Annotated in this window: 28 protein-coding genes and 2 tRNA genes; 16 read left to right on the top strand and 14 right to left on the bottom strand. The window is 64.2% G+C overall.

The genetic code is table 11. From position 1 onward, the window contains the following. Positions 1-99: 99 nt before the first annotated feature. The 3 genes from AB5Y98_RS07100 to AB5Y98_RS07090 form a co-directional block, all read right to left on the bottom strand. Complete coding sequence (locus AB5Y98_RS07100; protein ID WP_017782647.1) at positions 100-504, bottom strand: MaoC family dehydratase; 405 nt, start codon at positions 502-504, stop codon at positions 100-102. Continuing rightward, entirely contained in the window at positions 501-2,285 is a 1,785-nt protein-coding gene (locus AB5Y98_RS07095) for a class I poly(R)-hydroxyalkanoic acid synthase (RefSeq protein WP_368231601.1), read from the bottom strand. Before AB5Y98_RS07095 ends, AB5Y98_RS07100 begins: the two co-directional genes overlap by 4 nt. 93 nt (positions 2,286-2,378) lie before the next feature. Then, positions 2,379-2,729, bottom strand: a complete 351-nt coding sequence (locus tag AB5Y98_RS07090) for a phasin family protein (protein ID WP_005300428.1) — start codon at positions 2,727-2,729, stop codon at positions 2,379-2,381. 315 nt (positions 2,730-3,044) lie between these two features. Between AB5Y98_RS07090 and AB5Y98_RS07085 the strand changes: the two genes are divergently transcribed. From AB5Y98_RS07085 to pdxY, 3 genes are all read left to right on the top strand, one after another. Next, positions 3,045-3,608, top strand: a complete 564-nt coding sequence (locus tag AB5Y98_RS07085) for a phaC PHA synthase (protein ID WP_195879113.1) — start codon at positions 3,045-3,047, stop codon at positions 3,606-3,608. A 78-nt stretch (positions 3,609-3,686) separates the two neighbouring features. After that, entirely contained in the window at positions 3,687-4,442 is a 756-nt protein-coding gene (locus AB5Y98_RS07080; protein ID WP_368231600.1) for a DUF429 domain-containing protein, read from the top strand. A 467-nt stretch (positions 4,443-4,909) separates the two neighbouring features. Then, the gene (gene pdxY / locus AB5Y98_RS07075; protein ID WP_201891589.1) at positions 4,910-5,773 is read left to right on the top strand and encodes a pyridoxal kinase PdxY; all 864 of its coding nucleotides are present in this window, start codon (positions 4,910-4,912) and stop codon (positions 5,771-5,773) included. A gap of 175 nt (positions 5,774-5,948) precedes the next feature. Here pdxY and AB5Y98_RS07070 read toward each other — a convergent pair whose 3' ends face one another. The 5 genes from AB5Y98_RS07070 to AB5Y98_RS07050 form a co-directional block, all read right to left on the bottom strand. Continuing rightward, the gene (locus AB5Y98_RS07070) at positions 5,949-6,281 is read right to left on the bottom strand and encodes an antibiotic biosynthesis monooxygenase (protein WP_368231599.1); all 333 of its coding nucleotides are present in this window, start codon (positions 6,279-6,281) and stop codon (positions 5,949-5,951) included. A gap of 116 nt (positions 6,282-6,397) precedes the next feature. Further along, the gene (locus tag AB5Y98_RS07065; protein WP_019838808.1) at positions 6,398-7,516 is read right to left on the bottom strand and encodes a glycerol dehydrogenase; all 1,119 of its coding nucleotides are present in this window, start codon (positions 7,514-7,516) and stop codon (positions 6,398-6,400) included. Positions 7,517-7,754: 238 nt separating this feature from the next. Beyond that, the gene (locus AB5Y98_RS07060) at positions 7,755-8,261 is read right to left on the bottom strand and encodes a GNAT family N-acetyltransferase (protein ID WP_123246067.1); all 507 of its coding nucleotides are present in this window, start codon (positions 8,259-8,261) and stop codon (positions 7,755-7,757) included. A 168-nt stretch (positions 8,262-8,429) separates the two neighbouring features. Continuing rightward, entirely contained in the window at positions 8,430-8,822 is a 393-nt protein-coding gene (locus tag AB5Y98_RS07055; protein ID WP_124250986.1) for an NUDIX domain-containing protein, read from the bottom strand. Then, a complete protein-coding gene (locus AB5Y98_RS07050; RefSeq protein WP_368231598.1) occupies positions 8,819-9,391 on the bottom strand; it encodes a class IV adenylate cyclase in 573 nt (190 codons plus the stop codon). The genes AB5Y98_RS07055 and AB5Y98_RS07050 overlap by 4 nt, the downstream gene beginning before the upstream one ends. A 357-nt stretch (positions 9,392-9,748) precedes the next feature. Between AB5Y98_RS07050 and AB5Y98_RS07045 the strand changes: the two genes are divergently transcribed. The 3 genes from AB5Y98_RS07045 to AB5Y98_RS07035 all read left to right on the top strand — a co-directional run bounded on the left by AB5Y98_RS07045 (position 9,749) and on the right by AB5Y98_RS07035 (position 11,652). Beyond that, entirely contained in the window at positions 9,749-10,594 is an 846-nt protein-coding gene (locus tag AB5Y98_RS07045) for a DUF5718 family protein (protein ID WP_139430787.1), read from the top strand. A gap of 94 nt (positions 10,595-10,688) precedes the next feature. Next, positions 10,689-11,180 (top strand): GNAT family N-acetyltransferase, encoded by a 492-nt coding sequence (locus tag AB5Y98_RS07040; protein ID WP_368231597.1) that lies wholly within the window; start codon positions 10,689-10,691, stop codon positions 11,178-11,180. Positions 11,181-11,187: 7 nt separating this feature from the next. Continuing rightward, entirely contained in the window at positions 11,188-11,652 is a 465-nt protein-coding gene (locus AB5Y98_RS07035; RefSeq protein WP_368231596.1) for a GNAT family N-acetyltransferase, read from the top strand. A 51-nt stretch (positions 11,653-11,703) separates the two neighbouring features. On the opposite strand, the gene AB5Y98_RS07030 is transcribed toward AB5Y98_RS07035, so the two are convergent. Further along, positions 11,704-13,083, bottom strand: coding sequence for a DEAD/DEAH box helicase (locus tag AB5Y98_RS07030; RefSeq protein ID WP_368231595.1), 1,380 nt, complete (start codon positions 13,081-13,083; stop codon positions 11,704-11,706). 160 nt (positions 13,084-13,243) lie between these two features. Further along, complete coding sequence (locus AB5Y98_RS07025; RefSeq protein WP_368231594.1) at positions 13,244-13,720, bottom strand: glutathione peroxidase; 477 nt, start codon at positions 13,718-13,720, stop codon at positions 13,244-13,246. Positions 13,721-13,984: 264 nt separating this feature from the next. On the opposite strand from AB5Y98_RS07025, the gene AB5Y98_RS07020 reads away from it, so the two are divergent. Beyond that, positions 13,985-14,593, top strand: a complete 609-nt coding sequence (locus tag AB5Y98_RS07020; RefSeq protein WP_019838799.1) for a 2OG-Fe(II) oxygenase — start codon at positions 13,985-13,987, stop codon at positions 14,591-14,593. 200 nt (positions 14,594-14,793) lie between these two features. After that, positions 14,794-15,783 (top strand): D-alanine--D-alanine ligase, encoded by a 990-nt coding sequence (locus AB5Y98_RS07015; RefSeq protein WP_368231593.1) that lies wholly within the window; start codon positions 14,794-14,796, stop codon positions 15,781-15,783. Between the two features lie 62 nt (positions 15,784-15,845). Here AB5Y98_RS07015 and AB5Y98_RS07010 read toward each other — a convergent pair whose 3' ends face one another. Then, entirely contained in the window at positions 15,846-16,259 is a 414-nt protein-coding gene (locus tag AB5Y98_RS07010; protein ID WP_124250978.1) for a VOC family protein, read from the bottom strand. 166 nt (positions 16,260-16,425) lie between these two features. On the opposite strand from AB5Y98_RS07010, the gene AB5Y98_RS07005 reads away from it, so the two are divergent. Both AB5Y98_RS07005 and AB5Y98_RS07000 read left to right on the top strand, forming a co-directional pair. Beyond that, on the top strand, positions 16,426-17,190 hold the full coding sequence (locus tag AB5Y98_RS07005; RefSeq protein ID WP_017783975.1) for a tRNA-uridine aminocarboxypropyltransferase: 765 nt from the start codon (positions 16,426-16,428) through the stop codon (positions 17,188-17,190). A 207-nt stretch (positions 17,191-17,397) separates the two neighbouring features. Next, positions 17,398-18,177, top strand: coding sequence for a TSUP family transporter (locus tag AB5Y98_RS07000; RefSeq protein ID WP_010634092.1), 780 nt, complete (start codon positions 17,398-17,400; stop codon positions 18,175-18,177). 65 nt (positions 18,178-18,242) lie between these two features. On the opposite strand, the gene AB5Y98_RS06995 is transcribed toward AB5Y98_RS07000, so the two are convergent. Together AB5Y98_RS06995 and AB5Y98_RS06990 are read right to left on the bottom strand one after the other, a co-directional pair. Beyond that, complete coding sequence (locus AB5Y98_RS06995; protein WP_368231592.1) at positions 18,243-19,106, bottom strand: LysR family transcriptional regulator; 864 nt, start codon at positions 19,104-19,106, stop codon at positions 18,243-18,245. 52 nt (positions 19,107-19,158) lie between these two features. Continuing rightward, positions 19,159-20,076: a DMT family transporter gene (locus AB5Y98_RS06990; protein WP_026139174.1), complete on the bottom strand. Its 918-nt coding sequence runs from the start codon at positions 20,074-20,076 to the stop codon at positions 19,159-19,161. 167 nt (positions 20,077-20,243) lie between these two features. Here AB5Y98_RS06990 and AB5Y98_RS06985 point away from each other — a divergent pair, with 167 nt between their 5' ends. From AB5Y98_RS06985 to AB5Y98_RS06970, 4 genes are all read left to right on the top strand, one after another. Beyond that, positions 20,244-21,131 (top strand): helix-turn-helix domain-containing protein, encoded by an 888-nt coding sequence (locus tag AB5Y98_RS06985; RefSeq protein ID WP_017780172.1) that lies wholly within the window; start codon positions 20,244-20,246, stop codon positions 21,129-21,131. Positions 21,132-21,192: 61 nt separating this feature from the next. Further along, positions 21,193-21,315 (top strand): hypothetical protein, encoded by a 123-nt coding sequence (locus AB5Y98_RS06980; RefSeq protein ID WP_257619520.1) that lies wholly within the window; start codon positions 21,193-21,195, stop codon positions 21,313-21,315. 77 nt (positions 21,316-21,392) lie between these two features. After that, on the top strand, positions 21,393-23,030 hold the full coding sequence (locus AB5Y98_RS06975) for an ATP-dependent endonuclease (RefSeq protein WP_017780171.1): 1,638 nt from the start codon (positions 21,393-21,395) through the stop codon (positions 23,028-23,030). Between the two features lie 117 nt (positions 23,031-23,147). Then, positions 23,148-23,867: a hypothetical protein gene (locus AB5Y98_RS06970; protein WP_017780170.1), complete on the top strand. Its 720-nt coding sequence runs from the start codon at positions 23,148-23,150 to the stop codon at positions 23,865-23,867. Positions 23,868-23,949: 82 nt separating this feature from the next. Here AB5Y98_RS06970 and glgX read toward each other — a convergent pair whose 3' ends face one another. Beyond that, a complete protein-coding gene (glgX, locus tag AB5Y98_RS06965; RefSeq protein ID WP_368231591.1) occupies positions 23,950-26,013 on the bottom strand; it encodes a glycogen debranching protein GlgX in 2,064 nt (687 codons plus the stop codon). A gap of 196 nt (positions 26,014-26,209) precedes the next feature. Between glgX and AB5Y98_RS06960 the strand changes: the two genes are divergently transcribed. Beyond that, positions 26,210-26,286, top strand: a tRNA-Met gene (locus tag AB5Y98_RS06960). A 92-nt stretch (positions 26,287-26,378) separates the two neighbouring features. Next, positions 26,379-26,455: transfer RNA gene (locus tag AB5Y98_RS06955), tRNA-Met, on the top strand. Positions 26,456-26,618: the final 163 nt, after the last annotated feature.

Here is a 26,618-nt window from a genome sequence, read left to right as displayed (position 1 = left end):
TGCGGGCAATAGTGGCTTGCAAAAGCATTTTGGGGGAACGCGCCATAGCAGTCAGCCCGGCACTGGCCGGGCTGACTGAGATCATGGGGCAAACCGCTTTTAGCCAAACTTCACCACGGCTTCCCCGCTGACGGCGATGGCGCCGGTTGCCGTCAGGATGCGGGTGGCCAGGGTGATGATGGGCTTGTCGCTGCGCAGGGCGATGATCTCCACCTCTGCCGTCACCTCATCCCCCACAAACACCGGCTGCTTGAAGGCGAGGCTTTGACCGAGATAGACGGTGCCCTTGCCCGGTAGCTGCTGGCCCAGCAGCCCCGAGAAGAGGCTGGCCAGCAGCATGCCATGCACGATGGGGCGCTCGAACGGCGTGGTGGCGGCGAAGGCGGGATCCAGGTGCAGCGGATTGAAATCCTCCGACAGCCCGGCAAAGGCCGCGACCTCTGCCGCCCCGAACCGCTTGGTCAGGCTGGCCTTTTGGCCCACCTCGAAGGGGAGCGTGCTCATGCGGGCTCCTCCTCGGGAGTCGGCGCAAAGATCGGGTTGAGCCGTACCTTGACGTAGCCACCGGGGGCCGCCTCCAGCCCTTCGCTCGGGATGCGGGCGGGGATGGGGGCGGGATCCTCTTCCCGGCTCTGGATGAAGGCTGCCATTTGCGGCCACCAGGAACCCGGGGTGTGGGTCGCGCCGGCGAGCCACGCCTCGGGGCTGGCGGCTTCTCTGTCGTTCTGCCAGAAGCCGTACTTGTTGGCATCCGGCGGATTGATGATGCCGGCGATGTGGCCCGATTCGGCCAGGATGAAGCGCTGCTCGCCACCGAACAGCTTCATGCCCTGCCAGGTGCCCTGCCAGAGGGCGATGTGATCGTCCATGGCCGACACCAGCAGCACCGGGGTCTTCACCTTGGCGAGATCGATGCGGGTGTGGCGGATCTTGAGCTCCCCCTTCACCAGCTGGTTTTCCAGATAGAGCCGGCGCAGCAGGCTGTTGTGGGTCTTGCCCGCCACGTTGGTGCTGTCGCTGTTCCAGTGCAGCAGATCGAACGCCACCGGGCTCTGCCCCTTGAGATAGCTGTCGATGTAGTAATTCCAGTAGAGGCTGTTCTCCCGCAGCAGGCTGAAGGAGACCGCCAGCTGGCGTCCATCCATGATGCCTTTGGCCTCGTTCTGGGCCTCCAGCGCCGCAATGATGGGCTCGTGGATGAAGATGCCAAGCTCTCCCGGCTGGGAGAAGTCGAGCAAAGTGGTGAACAGGGTGGCGGAGCGAACCCGCTGCTTCTGGCGCCGGGCGGCCAGCCAGCCCATGGCCAGGGAGAGGGCGGTACCGCCGATACAGTAACCGATGCCGTGCACTTCCCGCTCGCCGGTGGCCGCTTCCACGCCATCCAGCGCGGCGATGACGCCGTCTACCACGTAGTCGTCGAGATCGATGTGGGCCTGGGCCGGCCCCGGGTTGCGCCAGGAGATCATGAACACCGTCTGGCCCTGGGCAACCAGCCAGGCCACCAGGGAGTTCTGGGGCCGCATGTCCATGATGTAGTACTTGTTGATGAAGGGCGGCACGATCAGCACCGGCGTTCTGGCCACCGTCTCCGTGGTCGGGCTGTACTGGATGAGCTCATAGAGCTCGGTGCGTTGCACCACCCGGCCCGGGGTCAGTGCGAGATCACGACCCAGCTCGAAGGCGGATTCGTCGGTCAGGCGGATGTTGAGGTGATCGGCGCTGCGCTCGAGATCTTCGGCCAGCAGGGTCAGCCCGCGCACCAGATTCTGGCCGTCTGACTCCAGGGTGAGCTTGAGCAGCTCCGGATTGGTAGCCAGAAAGTTGCTGGGGGCCATGGCGTTGATGTACTGGCGGGTAAAGAAACGCAGCCGCTCCCGGCTCTTCTGGGGCACCCCTTCGAGGGCATCCACCGAGTCCAGCAGGTGTCTGGCGGTCAGCAGATAGGATTGTTTGAGGTAGTCATAGATAGGCTGCTCGCTCCAGGCGTCGGCCTTGAAGCGGCGATCGCTGCGCTCGGGGGCGATGACCGGCTCGCTCTGCTGGCCTGCGCTCTTGAGCAGGGTGTGCTGCATCAGCTTGAGCTGATCCTGCCACCAGTTCATCTGGGCATTGATCAGTTGCCAGGGCTGCTGGCTACCCTGTTCCAGCACCTGGCCGAGATCGTCGAGATTGGTCTGCAGCAGGGCTTGGGCCGTGCGCTCGGTCTGCGCCTTGGCCATGTCCAGCAGCTTGTCGTTGTAGTGGGCCAGGGCCTCGAACAGCGGGCCGTAAGATGATTGGCTCATGTTCTCTCCTTCACCCATCCCCGGCGCAGGGCGAGCCTGTCGTGACGGAGCATGGGGAGATGTGGCTGCCCGCAGCGGGCAGCCAGGGGGATATCAGGCCTTGCCCGTGCTCTTTTTGATGCCGTCGGCAGTCAGGGCGTCCAGATCGTCCTTGAACTGCTGGCCGAGGGCGTTGAGCTTCTGGATGTCGTCCAGCATCTGGCGGGAGAGCTGGCTGGCGGTCTCCAGCTGGACGGTGCCGAGGGCTGCCAGGCTCTGGGCATCCTGCACCTTGCCGGCGGCCTGCAGCTGGTTCAGTCCCAGCTCGGCATAGGCGTTGGCGGAGGCCAGTTGCAGCCGAGTCAACTGCTCGATATTGCTGGCCAGCAGCTGGTTGTAACGGGTGAGGGGGGCGGCAAAGCCTTGCATCTGCTCGGTAAAGGTCTTGATTACGTCCATATTCATCGCGCGTCTCCGTGGTTGGCAGAAGGTATTGCAAAAGGGCCTATGGCCCGGGTTGGGTTACAACTGTGCGACTACATCCTCAAGTCGTTGCGTATCGTTTGCTCTGTTCAAACGTACGTTTAAGCATTGTGTTATCAAATGAGGCTTGATGTAAATAATATAAATGTTAATTTTTGGCGAAATGTTGACACTGGTCTGTCCAGTCTGATTGGCCGGATTCAGACGAGGGGTGACGCAGCCCGCTCGCTTCGGTCTCGTTAGCGGGCCACAGGGCTGGTAGGCTGATGCACTCCCTGAGCCTCGAGGAATGCATCGATGAAACCTGCCCGCCTGTTGCTTGCCCTGGGGTCTGTTGCCCTTGGCGGCATTGCCCACGCCAGTACCCCTGTCCAGCTCTCCCTGCCCGGCGTCAATCTGCCTGCGTCTCACCAGGTCGAGGGGGCCAGAGCCTCTGTTCTCTATGGTCGCACCGGTCAGGTGAAGGGGATCGATCTGCCCGTTTTCGCCCTCTCCGACGTGGATCAATTCACCGGTCTGCAGCTTGGCGTCTTTTTCGGTGCCGGCCGGGTACGCCACCAGTTTGGCGGGGTGGCGATCAACGCACTCAACTGGCACGAGGGTCAGGACAAGGGGGTCAACCTTGGCTTCGTCAACCTGACCAACAATGTACAGGGCCTCAACTGGGGGGCCGTCAACATCGCCAAGGGCAATGCCCTGGCCAACGTCGGCTTCGTCAACTATGCCGAGCGCACCACCTTCCAGCTGGGCTTCATCAACGCCACCAGGCACCTGGACGGTCTGCAGATCGGCCTCGCCAACTACGCCGAGAACGGGGTTTTCCCCATCTTGCCGCTGATCAATTTCAAGAAATCCTTCTAAGCCGCGCCGCCAGCCTTGCTTTAGGGGCGCCAGCCATTACCCTGTGCAGCATTGATAGCGTGCAGAGGTGACACTGGCATGACAATGGAACACATGGATGCCATCGGCATCGGCTGGGACGTAAGAGGCTGGCAGGGCAGTGCCCAGGCCGTGGCCGTGGTGGGGTGGCAGGCGCGTGAGCAGCGGCTGCACTGGTTTGGCGTATCGCCCCTGTTTCGGTTGAGCTCACGGGTTGCGCCGGATCTGGATGCCTTGCTGCGCCCGGCGCTGCACGACGAGATCCACCTGCTGCAGGTGCAGGCCTGCCCGCAGCTGGCGCTGGGGATAGACGCGCCGCTGGCGTTTCCTCGTGCCTTTGGCGAGCTGCTGGCGGGGAGGGCGACCGAGTGCGCCGTGCCTCAGCGCGAGATAGACAACCCTTATGCCTACCGGGACTGCGAACGCTGGCTCCATGAGCAATATGGCAAGAAGCCGCTCTCGGCCACCTTCGACAGGCTCGGCAACAATGCAACCCTGGCGCTTGCCATGCTGCCGAGGTTGGCCGACTTGCAACTGGTGCCCAAGCAGCAGGCAGAGGCCGATCGCGCTGTGCTGGAGGTCTATCCCGCCCTTGCCAAGACGGGGGGGAAGGCATCGGCGGTGCGCGCCGAGCTGCTGGCGCATCTGCCGGCCGATGTGACGGCGGGGACCGATCGCTACGATGCTGCCATCTGCGCTCTGATGGCGTTGCAATACGCCGCCAAGGGGAGTGTCTCCCTGTTGCCTGCTCTGGTGCCGCCGCCCGCCGAGATGGCTTTGGACGAGGGCTGGGTCTACCACTTCGCTCGCCCCTGATAAACCGGATCGGGCCGACCAGCCCGATCCTGCCTTTGGTCGGCCGTGAGCTCCTCACTTGCGCTGACGTAGTTTCTTCCTTTCACTACACTGCCTTGCTGCCTTGCTGCCTTGCTGCCTTGCTGCCTTGCTGCCTTGCTGCCTTGCTGTCTCGCTGAGGCCAGGGCTGCACCCGGCCATCTGTCCGCTCGCATGCCATCGCACGGATCAACAAAAAGAGCGGATTTATTCAGCTTATATGCCATCAAACAAGAGTGTTTAATCACCATTTCAGACCACACCGGTGGCATCCGCTGTCTCGAACTGTGGCATGGCAGTAAAGAGGGGGGAGGGATGTGGGTGACAACGCGTGTCTTCTCGAGGCTTTAGTAGACCAAATAAGAGTTGGTGCTGATCAAGGGTGGAAGTTCAATATCTTCATCCGATATATTGCGCCTTTCCCCTGACTCTTCTCTGCGGTGATGTCGATGAAACGCATTCTCTCTATCCAGTCCCACGTGGTGTTCGGCTGTGCCGGCAACAGCGCTGCCGTATTCCCCATGCGCCGTCTCGGTATGGAGGTATGGCCCATCAACACGGTGCAGTTCTCCAACCATACCCAATATGCGGCCGGTTGGCAGGGGATGGCCATGCCTGCAGGGCATATCAGCGCCCTGTGCATGGGGCTCTCGGACATCGGGGTGCTGGGACACTGCGATGCGGTGCTGAGCGGTTATCTCGGCTCGGCGGAGCAGGGGGACGAGATCCTGACGGTGGTGGCCGCGGTCAAGGCCGCCAATCCTGCCGCCATCTATTTTTGCGATCCCGTGATGGGCCACCCGGAGAAAGGATGCATAGTCGCCCCTGGGGTGACCCGCTTTTTGACCGAGAAGGCGCTGCCGGTGGCCGATGTCATGGCCCCCAATCTGCTGGAGCTGGAGACCCTGTGCGACGTTCATCTGACGGATCTGGCGCAGACCCGAGCCGCCGCCCATCGTCTGCTGGCACGCGGGGTGAAGATGGTGCTGGTCAAGCATCTTGGACGCGCCGCCCGCGAGCCGGGCCGCTTCGAGATGCTGCTGGCTACCCCCGAGGGGGATTATCTGATTGCTCGTCCGCTCTACGAGTTTGCTCGCCAGCCGGTGGGCGTGGGGGATCTTATCAGCGCGCTGATGCTGGCCAATCTGCAGGCGGGTTACGATGCCGTCAGCGCGTTCGAGCGCACCAATGCGGCGGTGGATACGGTACTGCTGCACACCTGGCAGGTCGACGCCTATGAGCTGCAATTGATCGCGGCTCAGGAGGCCTTTGCCACCCCCGAGATCAAAGCGCGGGCCGAGCGGCTGGCCTGATCTTCCCATCAGGGGCCAAGTCTGGGCGCGGATGATCCACGTTCTGCTTGGCCCCCTGATCATCTTTTCTCATCTCTTAGTTAACAGTACACCCCTACGCCGCTTATCTGGTTGCACACCGAACGAGGCAATGCCGCCTCAGCCATCCTCTTGGTCCTGACACCGGGCATCCGCTTCAGCTCTGACCGTGTGCCTGTTCCCGCAGTTCTTCCTCATCCAGCGTGACCTGCCGGTAGTGCTCGACCGTGGGGAAGGGCTCGTAGAAGTGATGGAGCAGGGCCTTCCACTGCTGGTACTGGGGTGAGCCACGAAAGCCCTGGGTGTGATCTTCGAGGCGCTGCCAGTTGACCAGCAGCAGATAGCGGTGGGAGTCGGTCAGCGAGCGCTGGAGCTGGTGTCCGCCATAGCCCGGCATGGTGCTGATGATCCGTTGAGCCTGGGAAAATGCCTGCTCGAAGGCGGCAGCCTGACCGGGGATGACCTGCAGATGGGCGACTTCCAATATCATGGTGGCTCCTTGTCCCAAGGGGAAAAGGGCCATTGCAGCAGGTCGGACGGGGAATGACAAGGCCGGCCACAGGGGCCGACCTTGCCGGTTTGATCACGATATTACTTGAGTGCCGATCAGGTGCGTGGGTGACGGGCCCGGTAGCGCTCGGCCATGGCATTGGCCGCGATCATGGCGTGGTAGACATCCTGCTCGCTGACGCTCATCGGCATGTTGCCCATGGTGTCGAGGGGATCGCAGGCAAGCTTGGCCACCTGACGCCACTCACTCTCCACGAACTGGCTCAGCCCCATCTCCTGCAGGGTCATGGGCAGGCCGGCCAGCTGGATGATGCGCATCACCTCGTCGAGCTCGGCCTGGGGGGCGTGCTCGAGCACCAGCTGGGTGAGCAGGCCGAACACCACTTTCTCACCATGCTGGGCCCGGTGCAGATCTGGCACCACCGACATACCGTTGTTGACCGCATGGGCAGCCGCCAGGCCGCCCGCCTCGGCGCCTACGCCACTCAGATAGATGGTGGCCTCGATGGTCTGCTCCAGCGCCGGGGTGGTGACGTGATGGCGTACCGCGTCCATCGCCAGCTCGATGTTCTCCCCCAGCAGCTCGTAGCAGAGCCGGGCCAGCCCGAGGCCGGTGCGGGAGGGGCGCTTGCCCACCAGATTGATGCCGTCGGCCCGGTAACAGGCGCGGGCCTCGAAATAGGTGGCCAGCGCATCGCCCACGCCGGCGGCGAAGAAGCGGGCGGGAGCCGCCGCTATGATGGCGGTATCGGCGATCACCACGTCCGGGTTTTGTGGCAGGAACAGATAGCGCTCGAACTCGCCGGCCGGGTTGTAGATCACCGCGAGGGCGGTGCAGGGGGCATCGGTGGAGGCGATGGTGGGAAACAGCACCACCGGGCGGCGCAGATAGAAGGCCACCGCCTTGGCGACGTCCAGGGTCTTGCCGCCGCCGATGCCGACGATGACGTTGGCCCCCTGTTGTTCGGCCAGATCGCACAGGCGGCGGATCTCGATGTCGGTGCACTCGTAGTTGAACTTCTCGACCGCTCCCTTCAGGCCTGCCTGCAGCAGGCCGGCCAGCGCCTCTTCCCGCACCCGCTCCAGAATGAACTCGTCGCTGACGAGCAGGGCGTTGTCGCCGAAATCTTTGACGTGATCATGGAGTTGGGGCAGCAGATCGTGGCCGATGATGAACTTTTTGGGGGAGGTGACGGTACGAGGCAGGATAGACATGCAATATTCCTCAAGGCAGTGAGCGGTACCCGATTGGTATGCAAACGGATCTTTCTGCCACACCATACGCCTCGCCTGGCGTGAGGTGAAGGAGAAATAATGCTCAAATGGGGCTGCAATTGGAACAAAATTAATCCATCTGACCTGTTTGATTGTTTTTGAAGGGCAAGGTGTGGGGCAACGCAACGCGCCCTCCATGGGGAGGGCGCGGCAGTTCAGTGGAGGTGTGGTGCGCGGCTCAGAGCTGCTTGTAGAAGAAGAGGGTGGCCGCCAGGGTGCCGTCGGCACTGCGGGCAAAGGCGGGGATCTGGCCCGCTTCCTGGTAGCCCAGCTGGCGATAGAGGCGGGAGGCGGCATCGCCCACCCGGGTGTCGAGCACCAGCAGGCTGCGGCCGGCCTCTTTGGCCCCTTGCTCCATGCTGGCCATCAGGGCACGGCCGACCCCCTGGCCACGGTGGAGACTGTGCACCATCAGTTTTTCCACCTCGGCGCGGTGACGGCCATTGGCCTTGGTGCACAGCGAGAGCTGGAGGGCACCGACCAGCTGGTGTTGCTCAAAAGCGACCCAGAGCCGGCGGCTGCCCGCGGCCAGCTCCGTCTCTATGCCCTGCCAATAGACGAGCCCCTGCTCTTCGGTCAGCGGCGGCAGGAAGCCCACCGAGGCGCCACTGGCCACGCTGTCTTGCAGCAAAGTGATGAGGGCAGGCTTGATGCCCTGGGTGGTATCAACCTCAACTATGTCCATCAGGAGTCCTTGTCAACGAAGTTCACGCCGCCGGCCCGGTCTGCCGCGGCGCCTGCCGACAACGGAACCGGCGGCAGGATGACTGGCTAGACTCGCCGTTTCCGCCGCCAATTTCAAGTCGTTGCCACTCGCCGGGTGCGCCCGATCACGCCACCCGGGCAGTTTCCCCTAGCGTATAAGCTTCTGTTCGACCAGCCAGGCAAACAGCAGCCGGGAAACCGGGGAGATCTCGGCCAGATGGCGGCTGTCGAGCCAGCGCAGCTCGGCGATCTCCGCCGAGGCGACGGGCGTGCCGTCAGCCGCGCCGGTGTAGCAGCGCAGCTTGACGTTGACCCCGTCTGGCTTGCCGTCGGCCTGGGCGCTGAACTCGCAGGCAAACGCCAGGGTGTCGGGCTTGAGGGCCACGGCCAGCTCCTCCTCGATTTCGCGCATCAGCGCCGCCTCGTCGCTCTCTCCCGCTTCGCGCTTGCCGCCGGGAATGTAGTAGATGTGCTTGCCATGGGAGCGGGCGCAGAGCAGTTGCTGATCCTTGAAGGTCAGCCAGGCGAGTTTGTCGATCATGAACGTCTCTCTGGTGATGGGGTGGTGGCTTGTTCGCACAGGGTGCGGTAGGAGCGGGTTTCCAGCCGTGCGGGGTCCAGCCCGAGCTGGGCGGCCAGGGCCAGCAGTTGCTGGCGATAGCCCGGCAGCAGGGCCTCGTCATCGGTCATGATGGCCAGCTCGGCAAAATCGCCGAGCCCCGCCAGGTGATCCAGGGTGACGTGGAAGGGGCCGACGAAATAGATACTGCGCACTTTGCGAAGGGTCAGTATCGGCTGGTAACCCAGGGTGTGCAGCATGCTGATGGCCTTGTCGGCGTCGGTGATGTTGACCGCCTCGCAGCGATCGGGTTCGGGCCCCTTCACGATCCAGAGCCGGATGCCGGAGGGGTGCATGGCGCGGATCAGCAGGCTCTTGCCCGCCGCGTTCAGGCTGCGGTCCGGCGTGTCGAAGTAGGTGTCCTGCTCCTGGTTGCGCTCCAGCATCACCTCAGGATTGAGGGCGGCGAGGGCCGTGGTGAAGGCCTCGACATCGCCGAGCCTGTATTTGAACTCGACCTCGAAGCGGCCCTGAAAGTGCTGTGCTGACATCGACAGGCATCCTTGAATGTGCGGATTGGCATGGCGGGCAGCCTAGCAAAGTTGGCGGGCCGGCCCAAGGGGCAAGGCGGCAGGATGTGGAAACGATCTGTTTCCGGGGCGCAGGGTTGATCAATGCGCCGCATGTTGCCGTGATCAAGGGCAGGCGCCACACACGGTCGAGTGAGTTTGGGCATGGCGGTTGCTCACAAGCTCGCCGAGCGGCCGGCAAAAGTTCGCGCTGGCGCACAGGATGGGGCGTGCAGGCTGGGCGAGGGCAGACCCCTGTGTTTTAATCCTCGCCACGTTTGCGGCAGCCGCCCCGTGCCGGGCCGCTGCCTTCGCTTTGGCAAGATGCAGGTGAGCAAGATGCAAGTGACAGCAGAGAGCAAGTTTATCGGACTCGGGGTGGCGGGCAATTTCGCCGGTCATCTGGAGCAGGCCGGCGAGGCCTCGGATTTCGTGGCGGTGGTGGTGCGTGACACCAGCGCCCCCAAGGCGCTGTTCCCCTTCTACGTGCCGGGCCACCCCGGCCAGCTCGGCGTCTTCCCCTTGAGCGGCGACGCCATCTTTTTGCCGGAGGCGGCGGTGAACGGCGATGAGAAAGTGCAGATAGAGCCGGAAGTGGCGCTCTGGTGCGAGCTGGAGTACGCGGGGGAGCAGGTGGTGGCCATCCATCCGCGCGCTTTTGGTGCCTACAACGACTGCTCCATCCGCCGTCCCAACGCCAAAAAGATCAGCGAGAAGAAAAACTGGGGTGAAGAGAGCAAGGGGCTGGCCCCCGCGTTGTTGCCCCTGTCCCACTTCGCCGCCGGCTGCGAGCTCGATGACTACCGCATCGCCTGCTATCTGGAGCGGGATGGTGAGCTGCACCCCTACGGGGTCGACAGCGCGGCGGTGGATTACAGCTACTTCCACGGCCAGCTGCTGACATGGGCCATCGACAAGTTCAACCATCAGCAGGACGAGGGGCCGGCCGAGCACATCCAGGGGCTGCTGGCCCAGGCCGGGCGCCCGGCTCATGCCCTCATCAGCATCGGGGCCACCCGCTATACCCCGTTTGGCGAGACCCACTTCCTGAAGCCCGGCGACACCGCCTGCGTGCTGCTCTATCCGGCCAGCCGTTATAGCGAAAGTGATATCCGTGAGGCCATTCGCACCCGTCAGTTTGGGCCGGATCTGTCGGTGCTGCTGCAGGCGGTCAAGACCCGCTGAGGGGCGTTTGCCGATTTGCAGGTATGGTGCCCCCGAGGTTTGCGACCCTCGTCCAGGGTGGCGACGTGTCGCCATGGTTCAAGGAGAAGGAAGGATGACGCTCATAAGGTGCTGTACCCTGCAGGATATGACCGGCCTGCTGGCACTCTATCGGGAGTTGCGCCCCCATGACCCCGCGCTTGCGCCGGACGCTGCCCGCACGGCGCTGACGGCCCTGCTGACCCAGCCGCATCTTCACCTGCTGGTGGCGGAGGTGGATGGCCAGCTGGCGGCCACCTGCCAGCTTGGCGTGGTCGTGACCCTGACCAATGGTGGCCGGCCGTTTGGCATCATAGAGCACGTGGTGACGGCCTCTGCGTTTCGGCGCCGGGGCATCAGCCGGCAGTTGCTGACCCATGCGCTTGAGCTTGCCTGGCAGCAGGATTGCTACAAGGTGATGCTGCTGTCTGGGGAGGGGCGCGATGAAGCCCACCGCCTCTATGAAAAGCTGGGCTTCAAGGCCGGCATCGAGAAAGGGTTTGTCCTCAAGCAGGTCGACGCCATGACAACGACCGGACAGGCCCCGAACAATCAAGCGATTGAGTGAGCACGATATGAGACTGGAGCAGGCCGTGCGCGGGGATTATCAGGTCCTGATCGCGCTGTGGGAGGCGTCGGTGCGCGCCATTCACCACTTTTTGCCGGAGAAGGAGATAGCCACCCTGCGCGAGCTCATTCTAGAACATTACTTTGACGCAGTGACCCTCACCTGCGCCCGCAGTGAGCAGGGGACCGCCGGCTTTTGCGGGGTACACGAGGGCAATATCGAGATGCTCTTCATCGACCCCGCCCTGCGCGGGGGCGGGGTTGGCCGCCTGCTGGTGGCCGATGCCATCGCCCGGCTGGGGGCGACCCGGGTGGACGTCAATGAGCAGAATGAACCGGCGCTCGGCTTTTATCGCCATCTGGGCTTCGCGGTGGTGGGCCGCTCGGCGCTGGACGGGCAGGGCAAGCCCTATCCGCTGTTGCACATGTCCATTGCGACAGAGGGCACTGACAGGCCAGTGACGCCATCATGAAAAAAACCGCCCTCGGGCGGTTTTTTGTTATGACGGGTTCAGGACTGTGTCTTACTCCTCGTTGGAGTTGTCCTGATAGTCGCCGCGCTGGGCCTTGGGCAGGCGGCGCATGGGGGCAAAGCCGATATCCTCGCCCACCACTTCCCGCTTGCGCGCCGGGGCGGGTTTCTTGGCACCATCCCCCTTGCCTTTGCCGGCGGCGGGCTTGCCCTTGCCACCCTTGGCATTGGCGGCGCCACGGGCGCGCGGCGGATTTTGTACCGGCTTGCTGCCGGGCAGGGTCTGCCGGCTCGGTTTGCCGCTGGGCTCATAGCCGTCCAGGATCTCGACGGAGAGGGATTGGCCGATCAGCGCCTCGATGGCCTTGAGCTGACCCAGCTCGTCCTGGCTCACCAGCGAGATGGCCTCGCCGCCACGACCGGCGCGGCCGGTGCGGCCGATGCGGTGGATGTAATCCTCCGCCATCTGGGGCAGCTCGAAGTTGATCACGTGGGGCAGCTGATCGATGTCCAGACCCCGGGCGGCGATGTCGGTCGCCACCAGCACTCGCACCTTGCCCTCGCGAAAATCCGCCAGCGCCCGGTTGCGGGCACCCTGGCTCTTGTCGCCGTGAATGGCGACGGTATCCAGGCCATCCTTTTGCATCTGCTGGGCGAGCCTGTCGGCAATCTGCTTGGTGCGCACAAACACCAGCACCCGCTGCCAGTTGCCGCGGCCAATCATGTGGGAGAGCAGCTCGCGGCGACGTTCCCGGTCGACCTGGATGATGCGCTGGGTCACCTGCTCGGCGGCGGTGTTGCTGGGGTCGACCTCGATCAGGGTCGGGTCGTTCAGCAGGTCATCCGCCAGCGCCTTGATGTCGTCCGAGAAGGTGGCGGAGAAGAGCAGGGTCTGCCGCTCGGTGGGCAGGGCCTTCATGATGCGGCGAATGTCGTGGATGAAGCCCATGTCGAGCATGCGATCCGCCTCATCCAGCACCAGCACTTCCAGCTCGGTCAGGGTCAGGGCGCCCTGGGTCAGCAGATCCAGCAAGCGGCCCGGGGTGGCCACCAGGATGTCGATGCCGAGCTTGATGGCGTCCAGATTGGGTTTGATGCTGACACCGCCGTAGGCGATCAGGGTGCGAAACGGCAGGTGGTGGGCATATTTGATGATGCTCTCGCCCACCTGGGCGGCCAGCTCGCGGGTCGGGGTGAGCACCAGGGCGCGCACCTGACGACGGCCACGGCCATGGTTGGCCAGCAGCCGCTGCAGCATGGGCAGGGTGAAGCCGGCCGTCTTGCCTGTGCCTGTCTGGGCGCCGCCGAGCACGTCCTGTCCGGCCAGAATGGCGGGAATGGCTTGCTGCTGGATGGGGGTTGGCTGTTCGTAACCCAGCTCCTTGACGGCCCGCAGGATGTGCGGGGACAGACCCAGTTCGTTGAATGACATGTTCGAGAGAGACTCCTCTGGTGAGCCTTGGGCTCAGCGGGTGACCGGCGCACGGGGCCGGCCACGGGATGAAAGTGATAACGGGGGCGTAATATAGCAAAAGCGCGGCCGCTGCGCAGTAGCTGTCGCACCGGCCGCTCAATTAGGCGGGTTCAGGCAATCAGAGCAGATCGCGGATGGGGGCGACCAGGTTTTCCGGTTTGGTGGTGGGGGCAAAGCGGTCCACCACCTGGCCGTCCCGGTCGATCAGGAACTTGGTGAAGTTCCACTTGACGTTCTCCAGCCCCAGCAGACCCGGCTTCTCCTTCTTGAGCCACTGATAGAAGGGGTGGGCCTGTTCGCCGTTGACCTCGCACTTGGCCATGATGGGGAAGCTGACCGGATAGTCGAGGGAGCAGAAACGGGCGATCTCCTCGGCATCGCCCGGCTCCTGGTGGCCGAACTGATCGCAGGGGAAGCCCAGGATGACCAGCCCCTCGGGCCCCAGCTCCCGATAGAGTGTCTCCAGTCCCGTGTATTGAGGGGTAAAGCCGCAGCGGCTGGCCACGTTGACCACCAGAATGACCTGGCCCGCGAGGGAGGCGAGCGGCAGTTCACTGCCGTCGAGGCGTTGCAGGGTGAGTTCGGGCAAAGACATAAAAGACTCCTTTGAGTGGGCCCATTCAGGGCACATTGCACCACGTTAACGGGGGCGGCAGCGGGGAGCAAGCCGGAGTGCTCCCTTGGTGGGAGCAGATTGAGTGCGCCGGATCACAGAGTGGCAATCGCGCCGAGATAATGGGGGTCTTGGCGGCCCGGATGGCGTATTGATGGTGGGACTTCTCAAGAGAAGCAAACCGGTTTGTGTCTTGGCCGGGAAGTCGCTAAAAAGCGCCCTCTTTCCACTTGTTGCGAGTCAATCTTGGACTATCAAGCCGTCATGGACGCCATATACACCCGGGGATGGGTGATAGTGGATGATTTTTTAACCGCCGCCGAGGTGGATGCCCTCAGAGCCTGTCTGCCGGACGAGTGGCGACCGGCGGGGATCGGCCGCGATACCCTGCATCAGGACAACCGCGACATTCGCCGGGATCAGATCCACTGGCTCGACGCTTCCCTCGGCGCGCCGGTGGCCGACTACCTGGCCCGCATGGAGGCGCTGCGCCTGGCCGCCAACCGGATGCTGATGCTCGGGTTGTTCGACTATGAGGCCCACTTTGCCCGCTACCGCAGCGGTGACTTCTATGCCACCCATCGTGACGCTTTCGCCGGGCGTTCCAACCGCCGCCTCACCTCGGTGTTTTACTTGAACAACGACTGGCAGCCAGAGGCGGGCGGGGTGCTGCGCATGTACGGTGACGACGAGCAGTTTCTGATGGACGTCTCACCCCGGGGCGGGCGACTGGTGCTGTTTCTATCCGAAGAGTTCCCCCACGAGGTGCTGCCCGCCAACCAAGAGCGTTACAGCATCGCCGGCTGGTTTCGGGTCAACGGCAGCGGCAATGGCCGGCTCGATCCGCCGCGCTGAGCTCTTTTCATCCAATTTCTGACACAGGCGGGAATTTTTATGGCTCTTGTCGGCGGATGGGGCGCCCATCGGCTGACAAGGCTCGATCTCCCTTGCTACACTGGCCCGCACTTATCTTCGTATCTGGCTTCGTCCGGTTTTAATGCGGTTGGGTTTTAAATGGTGATGGCGAAGCCGCTTTTCCCAAGGGATCACATCTAATGAAGAACATCCATGTCTTGCTGCTGTGTGGCGGCGGTGGCTCCGAACACGAAGTCTCGCTGCGCAGTGCCAATTTCCTCGAAAAACAGCTCTCTCTCCTGCCCGGCGTGGAAGTGACCCGGGTCGAGATGTTTGCCGACCGCTGGCTCAGCGCCGACGGCCGCGAGTGCAAGCTGGGGCTGGACAAGCTGCTCTCGTTCGACAGCGTGGCCCGTCCGGTGGATTACGTGGTGCCCTGCATCCACGGCTACCCGGGTGAGACCGGCGATCTGCAATCCTTCCTCGAGCTGGCCGGCCTGCCTTATCTGGGCTGCGACGCCGAGGCGAGCAAGGTGTGCTTCAACAAGATCACCACCAAGCTGTGGCTCACCGCCCTTGGCATCCCCAACACCCCTTATCTGTTCCTGACCGAGCAGGGCGAGGCGGCGCTGAACGAGGCGAAAGCGGCGCTGGCCAAGTGGGGCAAGGTCTTCATCAAGGCGGCCTCCCAGGGCTCTTCCGTCGGCTGCTACTCCGCCAGCAACGAAGCGGATCTGGTAAAGGGCATTGCCGATGCCTTCGGTTACTCCGAGCAGGTACTGATCGAAAAAGCGGTCAAGCCGCGCGAGCTGGAAGTGGCGGTCTACCAGTACGGTGACGAACTGGTGGCCACCTACCCGGGCGAGATCTGCGTGCCGCAGGACAAGTTCTACACCTATGAAGAGAAGTACAGCAGCGCCAGCCACACCGAGACCGCGCTGCGTGCCGAGGGGCTGACCCAGGACCAGGCCGATGCCATCCACGAGTACGCCCTCAAGGCGTTCCGTCAGCTCAAACTGACTCACCTGTCGCGCATCGACTTCTTCCTGACCGAAGAGGGCGAGATCCTGCTGAACGAGATCAACACCTTCCCGGGCATGACCTCCATCTCCATGTTCCCGAAACTGCTGGAGCATCACGGCCACAGCTTCGCGCACTATCTGGAGCAGATCCTGCGCAAGGCGGTCTGACGGCTTGCTGAACTTGACAGAGGGGCCCGCGGGCCCCTCTGTCGTTGTCGCGGTTGGCGATGTCACATGGGGTCGGGGGTGAACAGCCAGATGTGCGCCCCTTGCGGATCCGCAATCAGGGCCATGCGCCCGACCCCCGGGATGTTCATGGCGGGCACCACCACGGTGCCGCCGTGCTGGTTGACCCTGAGCACCCTGGCATCTACGTCATCCACCGCGATATAGGTTGCCCAGTGGGGTGGTACGCCGGCCATCTCGGGATTGCCCCGGGTAGACTGCACGCCGGCGATCGGCCTGCCATTGGCAACCAGCATGGGGTAGTCGCCGCCTTCCATCGCCATGGTCTGGCTCTCCCAGCCGAGCACCTCGGTGTAGAAACGGATCCCGGCCTCGGCATCGGGGAGATAGAGCTCGTGCCAGGTGAAGGTAGTGCCTTCGGCCAGGGCGTGCTCGCGGGCAATGTCTTGTTCTGCCATCGTCGTCCTCCTGTGTCCCATGCGTGGGTGCATGGACTGACGACCAAGTATTAAAGAGGCGCGGCATCCCGGCTTGCCCCAGATGGGGGGCCTTGCTGCGCAGAGGGCGCGCCGTTACAATCTGCCCCCTTTTGTCCTGCCACAGGCACCGTCAGAGCCGCGTTCCATGAAGCCAATCCCCGATCACGCCGTCAATCGCCTGCGCATCTGGCGCAAGAGCGTCTCGACCCGACCCTTTCTCGCCCGTGGTGGCAGCGTGCCGCGCTGCGAAGCCTGTCAGCTGCGCCACGACTGGTGTGCCTGCGAGTGGCGCCCCGAGCTCAAGGCGGAGGCCGGCTTCTGCCTGCTGATGTACGACAGCGAACCGATGAAGCCCTCCAATACCGGGCGCCTCATCGCCGATGTGCTGCCGCAGACCACCTGGGCGTTTCTCTGGTCGCGCACCCAGCCCCATCCCGAGCTGCTGGCCCTGCTGGCGGATCCCGCCTGGCAACCCTACGTGGTGTTTCCCGCCTGCGAGAAGGAGCCGGCCCGGCTCACTTCGGTGGTGACCCCGGTTCCCGGCAAGAAGCCGCTCTTCATCCTGCTGGACGGCACCTGGCCCGAGGCGCGCAAGATGTTCAACAAGAGCCCCTATCTGGACGGTTTTCCAGTGCTCTCCATCAAGCCGGATGCGCTCTCTACCTATGGCATGCGAGTGGCCCACTGCGATGAGCACCTCTGCACCGCCGAGGTGGCGGCCTGCGTGCTGGAGGTGGCCGGCGAGCTGGCGGCAGGGCAGGCGCTGCAGCTGTGGTTCAATCTCTTCAGCAGCCGCTACATGGCGGGCCGGGTCAGCCGGGCCCCCGGCGAGGATGAGGCTCACCTGCAGCAGGCGCTGGCCGACCTCAAGGCCGATGGAGTGACCTGCTGCGCGCCCGACGCGGCCTGATCAAGGCGGGCGAGGGGACCGCACGCGTGCCAGCCACGCCATGGGGCGGTTGACTGATGAAAATCAGGAATCAATTGCCTGCCACCGTTTCGTTGGCGTCATGAGCCAAGCCCCATTAGGATAGCGACCTGCGGTGTTTATCAGGCTCATGGCGAGCCTGCGCTGTGCGGGCCCTTGCGGGCCCCGGTCAATTTCGCGAGGCGATGGATGGAACTGGAACTCTTTACCCTGCTTGCCCTGTTTGGCGTGGCCCTGGTGGCCGGCTTCATCGATGCCATTGCCGGCGGCGGGGGCCTGCTGACGGTGCCCGCCCTGCTCGCCACCGGCATGCCGCCGGCCCTGGTGCTTGGCACCAACAAGCTGCAGAGCAGTTTCGGCTCCTTCTCCGCCACCTGGTTTTATGCCCGCAAGGGGCTGCTGGAGTGGGCCATCATCTGGCCGGCGGTCATCTGCACCTTCATCGGCGCGGCCATCGGCACCCTGGCGGTGCAGACCATAGATGCCGCCATCCTGGAGCGGCTGCTGCCCTTCCTGCTGATGGCGTTTGCCTGCTACTTCTACTTCTCCCCCCGGGTGAGCGATGCGGAGAGTCAGCGCCGCCTCACTCCCATGGCGTTCGCCCTGCTGGTGGGCGGTGGCGTGGGTTTCTATGACGGCTTCTTCGGGCCGGGCACAGGCTCGTTCTTTGCCATCGGCTTCGTGGCGCTGGCGGGTTTTGGCATGGCGCGGGCTACCGCTCACACCAAGCTGCTCAACTTCACCTCCAACATCGCCTCCCTGCTGTTCTTCACCCTGGGTGGCAAGGTGGTGTGGAGCGTTGGCCTGTGCATGGCGCTGGGGCAGTTCATCGGGGCCCGCATGGGCTCCAAGCTGGTGCTCAAGAAGGGGGTCAAGCTCATCAAGCCGCTGCTGGTGACCGTCTCCCTGCTGATGTCTGTCAAGCTGGTGTGGAGCCAGTATCCCGAGCTCTTTGCCTGGCTGGGCTGACGCCTTGCACCAGGGATAAGGGATATAGAGAGGGCTCGATCCGCTGGATCGGGCCCTCTTGTTTTTCAGCTCTGAGCCGTCAGCTGCCGGAAATGGGCCTGCAGGGCCTGCACCAGGCGGGCAATGCGCTCACGCTTGAGGCTGTTTGGCCGGTAGACCAGGTGGAGCGGGCGCCCCAGCCCCGGCAGGGGACGGGCCTGCGCCCCTTGCTCGCCCACCAGGGCCAGCAGACCTGCCGGCAGCAGCACGGGGCCGATGCCGGCCTTGGCCAGCTCGATCAGCGCCAGGTAGGAGTCGAGCTCCATGGCCGGGGTAAGGCCAAGGGCCGCCAGCGGCTCGCGCAGGTAGCGGTTGGAGGGGTTGTCCAGGTCCATGGTGAGGATGGGTTGCAGCCGATCGGCACTCTCTTCTTGGTGCTCGGACGCCGTGTCCCCTACCAGATAGAAGGGCTCCTCCAGCAGTCGCTCGGTGCACAGGCCGTGGCCGGGGGGCAGGCGCCCGGCACAGATGCCGAGCAGGGCGTCGCCGCCACGCACCCGGGCCAGAATGACCGGAGTGTGGTGGGTGGAGAGGGCGATATGGGGATCGCACCCAAGGTAGTCGTGCATGAAGCGGGCGAGGTAGCCCGCCAGCAGGGTCTCCGAGCAGGCGACGGGCAGGGGGGTCTGGTCGGTGAGGATCTGGCTGTCCGTCAGCACCCCCTTCATCTCGGCCAGGCTCGGGGCCACCCGGGTGAGCAGCTCCCTGGCCTGGGGGGTGAGGCGGGTGTGGCGCCCATCCGGCTCGATGAGCTTCTTGCCAAGGCGCTGCTCCAGCTGGGCGATGCGCTTGCTGACCGCCGACTGGCTGATGTAGAGGCGGCTTGCGACCTTGGCCATGGTGCCCTCGCTCGCCAGCAGGCAGAGTGTCTCCAGCCCTTCCAGTAACATGCTCTCTCCCGTCCTCGTCTGTTGAAAGCGGTTACCTTAGGGGCTGGTGGCATCAGGGGCAAGTACCGTTTGTAGCCCGTGCCAGCGGCCAGCGCCACGCCTTGACGGGTGGGGCGAAGATCACCAGGTTGCCGATGAGGCTCACCACCACGCCGACCACCGACACCGGCTGCCAGACGAACCCCTCGTAGAAGGTGGACAGGGTCAGCGCCACCAGAGGGAACAGCACGGTGGCGTAGGCCGCCTTGCTGGGGCCGATGCGCCCCACCAGGGTGAGGTAGGCGGTGAAGGCGATGACGGAGCCGAAGATGGCCAGATAGACCATGGCCGCCAGGTAGCGCGGATCGGTGGGCAACGTCAGTGACTGACCGAGCAGGGTGACCCAGCCCAGCAGCAGCGCCACGCCGTAGACCATGCCCCAGGGCACCATCTGCAGCACGTGATAGCCCTGGCGCTGGCCGCGGGCCGAGACCAGGTTGCCGAGCGAGAAGCAGAGGGTGCCACCGCAGGCAAACAGCAGCCCCTTCCAGCCGTTTGCACCCAGTTGCGCATCCGCCAGCACGGGCCAGAACAGCAACAGGGTGCCGACGAGCCCCAGCAAGGATCCTTGCAACCAGCGCAGGCCGGGTCTTTTACCCTCGAACAGCCAGAGGTTGAGGCCGTTGAAGATGCTGGCGCTGGCGAAGATCACCGCTGACATGCCGCTCGGGATATAGAGGGTGGCGTGGTAGAAGCAGAGAAAGTTGGTGGAAAAGAGCAGGGCGCCGAGCAGGGCGGCGTAACGCTGGCCCGCCCAGGGCAGGCGCGGGAACTTGCCGCTCACCGTGAGCAGGGCAAACAGCGCCAGCGCCGCCAGGGCGAAACGATAGAGCACCGAGACCTCGATGGGAATGGGGCCGAGCTGCCAGGCGATGGCGATCCAGGTGCTGCCCCAGATAAGGACGGTGGCAAGATAGAGCATCAGGTTCATGGGGTATCCGGTGAGATGAGTACGACATGGGATCAGCATGCAGCGGGCGGTGGCGGCGGGCTTACACCATCTTGCGGTTTTTTACGGGCAGCCGCAGCCTTTGCCGCCGCGCCGCGTTAAGATGGCGCACAGGGGCCATCAGGCAAGCAACAAGAGGAACAGAGCGGGTGCTGCAGACTAAGCCGGCGGGAGTATTCGATGCACTGGTCAGCACGGGCGCGCGACTGGAGAACGCCTGCTGGCTGGAGCCTGGCCTTGGCGTCGCCAGCTGGCGCAACTGTTACGATCAGACCCGCTATCACAAGCCGGGCCACCATACCCTGAGCGTCTACCTGCAGGGGGGCGAGCAGACCGAGCGGCTGGACGGCCCGGGTGGTCACGGCGGCACTGGCAAGGTGTGCATCATGCCGGATCACCACAGATCCGAGTGGCTGGTGCGCGAGGAGTTTCGCTTCTTCCACCTCTACTTCACCCCGGCCCACCTGACCCGCATCGCCGAAGAGGTGTGCGACAAGGAGGGGCGCCACCTGCTGCTGGAGGACAAGACCTTCATCGACGATCCGCTGGCCGCCAGCCTGGTGCAGGGCCAGCTGATGCAGCTGGACTGGCAGCATCAGGTGGACAGGATGGCGCTCTCTCACGGCGCCTGGATGCTGATGCTGCACGCCTATCGCCACCACACCCGGGAGGCGCCGCCGCTGCCCGAGGTGCGCGGCGGGCTGGCACCGGCGGTGATCCGGCGGGTGCAGGAGTACCTGCTGGCCCATCTGGCGGAGCCTGTCACCCTGGCCGAGCTGGCGCAGGAGGCGGGTCTCAGCGAATACCACTTCGCCCGCATGTTCGGCCAGAGCCTGGGTTGCCCGCCTCACCGCTACCTGCTGGGGCTGCGGCTCAAGCGGGCCAAGCAGCTGCTGGCCGGTGCCGACTCCCTGGCCAGCATCGCCATCCAGTGCGGTTTCTCGTCCCAGGCCCACCTTGGCAACCGCTTTCGTGAAGCGTTTGGCCTCACCCCGGGTCAGTGGCGCAGCCAGCTGTCATCCTCCTGTCACAGATAAGCGGCAGATTGGTTGGCAACGAGGGGGAGCCTCGTTCCTTCAACCCGCACAGGAGATGCCCTTGAATCATCGCAAACGTCAGACTCGCACCCGCCACCTCTGGTTCAGCCACTGGAACGCCCCCCAGGGCCGACTTGCCGGCGCCACCGTCCCCGAACCGCTCGTTCCTCACAGTTCCCGCTGAAAATCGCCACGACCCGATAGGATTTTCCCGACAACTTTGCCACTATTGCGCCATCAGGATGGACTGGATATGGCCGCATGTTTCTGGAACGCATTGAAGTCAAAGGTTTTCGCGGAATAAATCGCCTCTCGCTCGGGCTGGACCACACCACAGTGCTCATCGGCGAGAACGCCTGGGGCAAGTCCAGCCTGTTGCGCGCCCTCTGGTGTCTGCTGGGCCAGGATGCCGAGCCCTACCAGTTCAGCAGCGATGACTTCCATCAGCCCGAAGATCCCGAGCTCGAGCCGGCCCGCCACCTGCAACTGGTGCTCACCTTCAGCGAGCACAGGCCCCAGATGTGCCTGCATTCCCAGCGATTGGCCCGCCTCGGCGCAGCTTGGATCAAGCACAAGGACAAGTTTCACCGCATTCACTACCGCGCCAGTGCCGAGCTGCAGAGCGATGGCTCCGTCACCACCACCCACGACTTTCTCGATGGCATCGGCAAGAGCCTGGCCATCGACAATGCCCACGAGCTGGTCTGCCTGCTCATCACCATGAACCCTGTGTTCCGGCTGCGAGATGCCCGTACCGCCCGCAACGGGGTGGAGACCCTGCAGTGGGGGGATCTCTCCGAGCTGCGGCTGAGCGAGCTGGCCGACAAGCTGATCGACGAGCCCCAGCGCATCGGCGAGCCCGAGCTCAAGGAGGCGCTGCAGGCGGTACGCCAGCTGATGGATCACTACTTCAACGCGCTGGCCCCCATCAAGAACAAGCCGCGCAGCCAGCGGGAGATCGTCAACCGCCCCATGACCCTGCGCAATCCCGGCAATCTGCAGGCGCTGCTGCGCAATGCCGACAACCGGGCGCTGCAACTGGCGATGGCGGGCATGGCGGCCACCCTGCTGCAGGCGCGGGGCAACCGGGAGCTGGAGCAGGGGGCGCGCCCCATCATGATCCTGGAAGATCCGGAGAGCCGCCTGCACCCCACCATGCTGGCGCTGGCCTGGGGCCTGCTGGAACAGCTGCCGGGGCAGAAGCTGCTCACCACCAATTCGGGGGATCTGCTCTCCTCGCTGCCCCTCAACCAGATCCGCCGGCTGGTGCGCCGCCAGCAGGACATTCTCTGTCATCAATTGGGGGGCGAGCGCTACAGCAGCGACGATCTGCGCAAGATTGCCTTCCACGTGCGCATCAACCGCCCCATGTCGATGTTTGCCCGCTGCTGGCTGCTGGTGGAGGGGGAGACCGAGATCTGGCTGCTCTCCGAGCTCGCCCAGATCTGCGGCTACAGCCTGCGAGCGGAGGGGGTACGGATCATCGAGTTCGCCCAGTGTGGTCAGTCACCCCTTATCAAGGTGGCGCGCGACTTTGGCATCGAGTGGCATCTGCTCACCGACGGCGACGAGGCGGGGGTCAAATACGCTACCTCGGCGCGCTCCCTGCTCAAGGGGGAGCGGGAGCGGGACCGGCTGACCCAGTTGCCGGCGGCGGACATAGAGCACTACCTCTACCACAACGGCTTCGAGGCGGTGTTCCGGCGTGAAGCTGGCGTCGGGGGGCGCTCGACCCTCAACGCCGGGCGCATCATCAACAAGGCGATTCACCATCGCAGCAAGCCGGGCATGGCGCTGGCGGTGGTGGAGGAGGCGGAGCGGCTCGGCGGCGAGCACATCCCGCCGGTGCTGCGCCAGATGTTCGCCCGGGTGGTGGCGCTGGCCCGCGGCCAGAGCTGAGCCCTTCGTCGCAGGCTGATGCGCGGCAGGGATTGGGGATGACGGCGGCTTTGGGTATACTCGGCCCCTTCATCCGGCGCCATCGGCGCGTTCTGAATTCTTGCTGCTGGAGGCGTCATGTTCGTCCAACTCCCTTTTTGGCTCTTTCCCCTGACCGGCCTGATGGCGCTGGGGGCCCTCATCGCCCTGGGCCTGGTGCTCTGGCGCGGTGATCTCTGCCCGGGCCAGCGCTCGCGGATCACCACCCAGCTCTTCTCGGTCTGGGTGATCACCGGCCTCTCCCTGATGCTGGCAGTGGAGGCCAAGGCGGCCGACTGGCTGATCTGGAGTGGCGGCGCCGCTCTGATCCTGGGAGTGGTGTTGTCACTGGCCCAATCCCGGCTCGAGGGCAAGCGCGCCATCCCGGCCACCCTGTTCTGGCTGCCGGCGGTGCCGCTGTTGGTCTATGGCATCGGCTTGCTGCAGATCCAGGGCTGGCTTGGCGGCCTGCTGCAGATGGTGCTGCTGGGGGCGGCCTTCGCCCATCTGATGCTGCTGCGGGCCCGTCACCGTCTGCAGGCGTTCAACACCCTGTTGCCGCTGGCCGGGCTGGTGGCCGCCATCCTGAGCCTGCTCTGGCTGGCGGTGCTGGTGGGCTGGCAGGGGAGCGGCGCCGGCCTCGACGCCCTGATCCCCGGCGTACTGACCCAGGCGGCCCTGCTGATCGCCGCCCTGCTGCTCTGGTTCAGCCCGCTCTATCGCCAGCAGGAGACGGCGCCGGTGGTGGTCTCCACCGCCCTGTGCGGCCTCATCATCGCCCAGATCGCGGCGACCAGCGTGCTGCACCAGCTGGCCTGACCGACCGGCATCATGAAAAAGCCCACCCCGGGCAACCGGGGTGGGCTTTTTGCTGGCTGTTTGCGGCCCTGGTGTGCGGCCTCTAGTAGAAGTCGTCGGCGCCGCAGATGAAGAGGCAGCTGCTGCGCGGCTGGGCCAGGTACTCCCGGGTCAACCCTTCGAGCGGCATGCCGAAGGTGCTGATGTCCTCGGGCGAGGGCAGGGCGGTATCCAGGATCCGGCGCCAGTAGCCACCGACCCCCTTGGGGGGGCTTGGCAGGTTGAAGGTGAGCGGCTCCCAGTAGGCGTTGAACAGCACGTAGAGGGCCAGCCGGGTTTCGCTCGACAGGGCCGACATGGCGATGGCGTGGGAGTGGGGGCCGAAGTCCGGCTGGGCGGCGTTGACCCCGTGCCAGCAGATCTCGCTGTGGCGCAGGATCTCGGTCAGCGACAGCGGCATGCTCTCCTGCTCCGGGCGCTGGAACAGGTGCTTGCGATACTGGATCAGCTCCTTCATGAAGCGGAACATCTCCTGCCCCCTGGCATCGGGCTGCCAGTGCATCCAGCAGGTGGCGTTGTCCTGGCAGTAGCCGTTGTTGTTGCCGTGCTGGCTGCGCAGCACCTCATCCCCCATCAGCAGCATGGGGGAGCCCACCGAGAGCAGGGTGGCCACCATCATGTTCTTGGCCTGACGAGTGCGCAGGGCGTTGATCTGGGGATCCTCGCTCGGCCCCTCCTGGCCGTGGTTCCAGCTGAAGTTGTGATCACAGCCATCCCGGTTCTGCTCGCCATTGTCCTCGTTGTGCTTGCCGTTGTAGCTGGTCCAGTCCCACAGGGTGAAGCCGTCGTGGCAGGTGACGAAGTTGATGCTCTTCTCCGGATCGGCGTGGTGGTAGTGGTAGATGTCCGGGCTGCCGCACAGCCGCTCCACGAACGCCATCACCGCGTTGTCATCCCCGCGCAGGAAGCGGCGCACGTCGTCCCTGAACTGGCCGTTCCACTCGCGCCAGCGGGCGCCGGCCAGGCTGCCCACCTGATAGAGGCCCCCCGCATCCCAGGCCTCGGCGATGAGCTTGATGTCGGCGATGCGGGGATCGGTGTCGATGGTGCGCAGGGTCGGTGCATTGGCCTGGGGCTGGCCCGATTCGTCCCGCGACAGGATGGCCGCCAGGTCGAAACGAAAGCCGTCCACGTGCATCTCCTGTCGCCAGAAGTGGAGGCTGTCCATGATCATGCGCAGCACCACCGGGTGGGCGCCGTTGAAGGTGTTGCCGCAGCCCGAGTAGTTGGTGTCCTTCTGATTGGCATCGAGGATGTAGTAGGCCTCGTTGTCGATGCCGCGAAAGGAGAAGGTGGGGCCATCATCGCCCCCCTCGGCGGTGTGGTTGTAGACCACGTCCAGGATCACTTCTATGTTGGCGCGGTGCAGCGCCTTGACCATGTCGCGAAACTCGGTGAGGGGATCATCGCCGCTGGCGTACTGGGCGTGGGGGGCGAAGAACGACATGGGACTGTAGCCCCAGTAGTTGGAGAGCCCCCTGGGGGCATCCTGGGGATCGAACTGGAACACCGGCAGCAGCTCGACCGCGGTGACGCCGAGGGATTGCAGGTAGGGGATCTTCTCGATAAGGCCGAGGTAGGTGCCACGCAGGGCGGGGTCGACCCCCGAGTCCGGCGACTTGGTAAAGCCCCCCAGGTGCAGCTCGTAGATCACCGAGCGGGAGAGGGAGTGGGCAGGCAGCTTGTCCCCCTCCCAGTCGTAGTTTCGGGTATCCACCACCCGGTTCTTGGCGCAGCAGGCCAGGTTGCTGCCGGGGCGGGCCGCCGCCCAGCGATCGTAGTTGGCGCCCAGCTCGATGCTGCGGCCATAAGGGTCCAGCAGCACCTTGTCGGCATCGAAGCGGGTGCCGTAGTAGGGGCGCCAGGGGCCCTGGATGTGATAGGCGTAGCGCTGACCCAGCCCGATCCCCTCTATATGGATGTGCCAGTAGTAGGCGGTGCGGTTGAGGCGGGGGGAGAGGGGGATCACTTCCGGCGTGGCATCGTCGGCGCTGGCAAACAGCAGCAGTTCGACCCGACTGGCAAGACGGGCCCAGATGGCGAAGTTGACGCCGTCGTGCTCGGGTGTGGCCCCCAATTGACGGCAATGACCGGCGGAGATACGCATGATAAACCTACCCAAAACGAGGAGTTACAAACCATCTGAGTGTAGTGCGCCAGCTTGGCCCACAAGCTGCTTGCCTGAAAAAACCGCGCTCTGTTGCAAATTCCTGCGATTTATGCCGGTTTAATCTACGAATGAAGTTTTTTTAGGATATTTACTTGCAATCTGAGCGCCGGCGCCTATTATTGGCGACCTCAGACGCGGGGTGGAGCAGCCCGGTAGCTCGTCGGGCTCATAACCCGAAGGTCGTCAGTTCAAATCTGGCCCCCGCAACCATCTGAGTTCTTGCATCAGCCTTGTTTCATAATGTGTTGATAAACAAGAGAATTCGAACAGGCTACTGCTCAGCCTGAACGAAAGAATACGGACGCGGGGTGGAGCAGCTCGGTAGCTCGTCGGGCTCATAACCCGAAGGTCGTCGGTTCAAATCCGGCCCCCGCAACCAACTATTTGTATCCATGGCAGGCAATGCTCTGCGGTGGAGACGAAGACAGCAAGGGGCAACTGCTCTGTCTCTTGTGGTGGCAATACAATTCGGACGCGGGGTGGAGCAGCTCGGTAGCTCGTCGGGCTCATAACCCGAAGGTCGTCGGTTCAAATCCGGCCCC

Source organism: Aeromonas sp. s3 (assembly GCF_040907805.1).
In the GTDB taxonomy this organism is placed as follows: domain Bacteria; phylum Pseudomonadota; class Gammaproteobacteria; order Enterobacterales; family Aeromonadaceae; genus Aeromonas; species Aeromonas dhakensis.
Note: the sequence above shows the minus strand (reverse complement) of the source record. Positions and strands in the feature narration are given on the sequence as shown.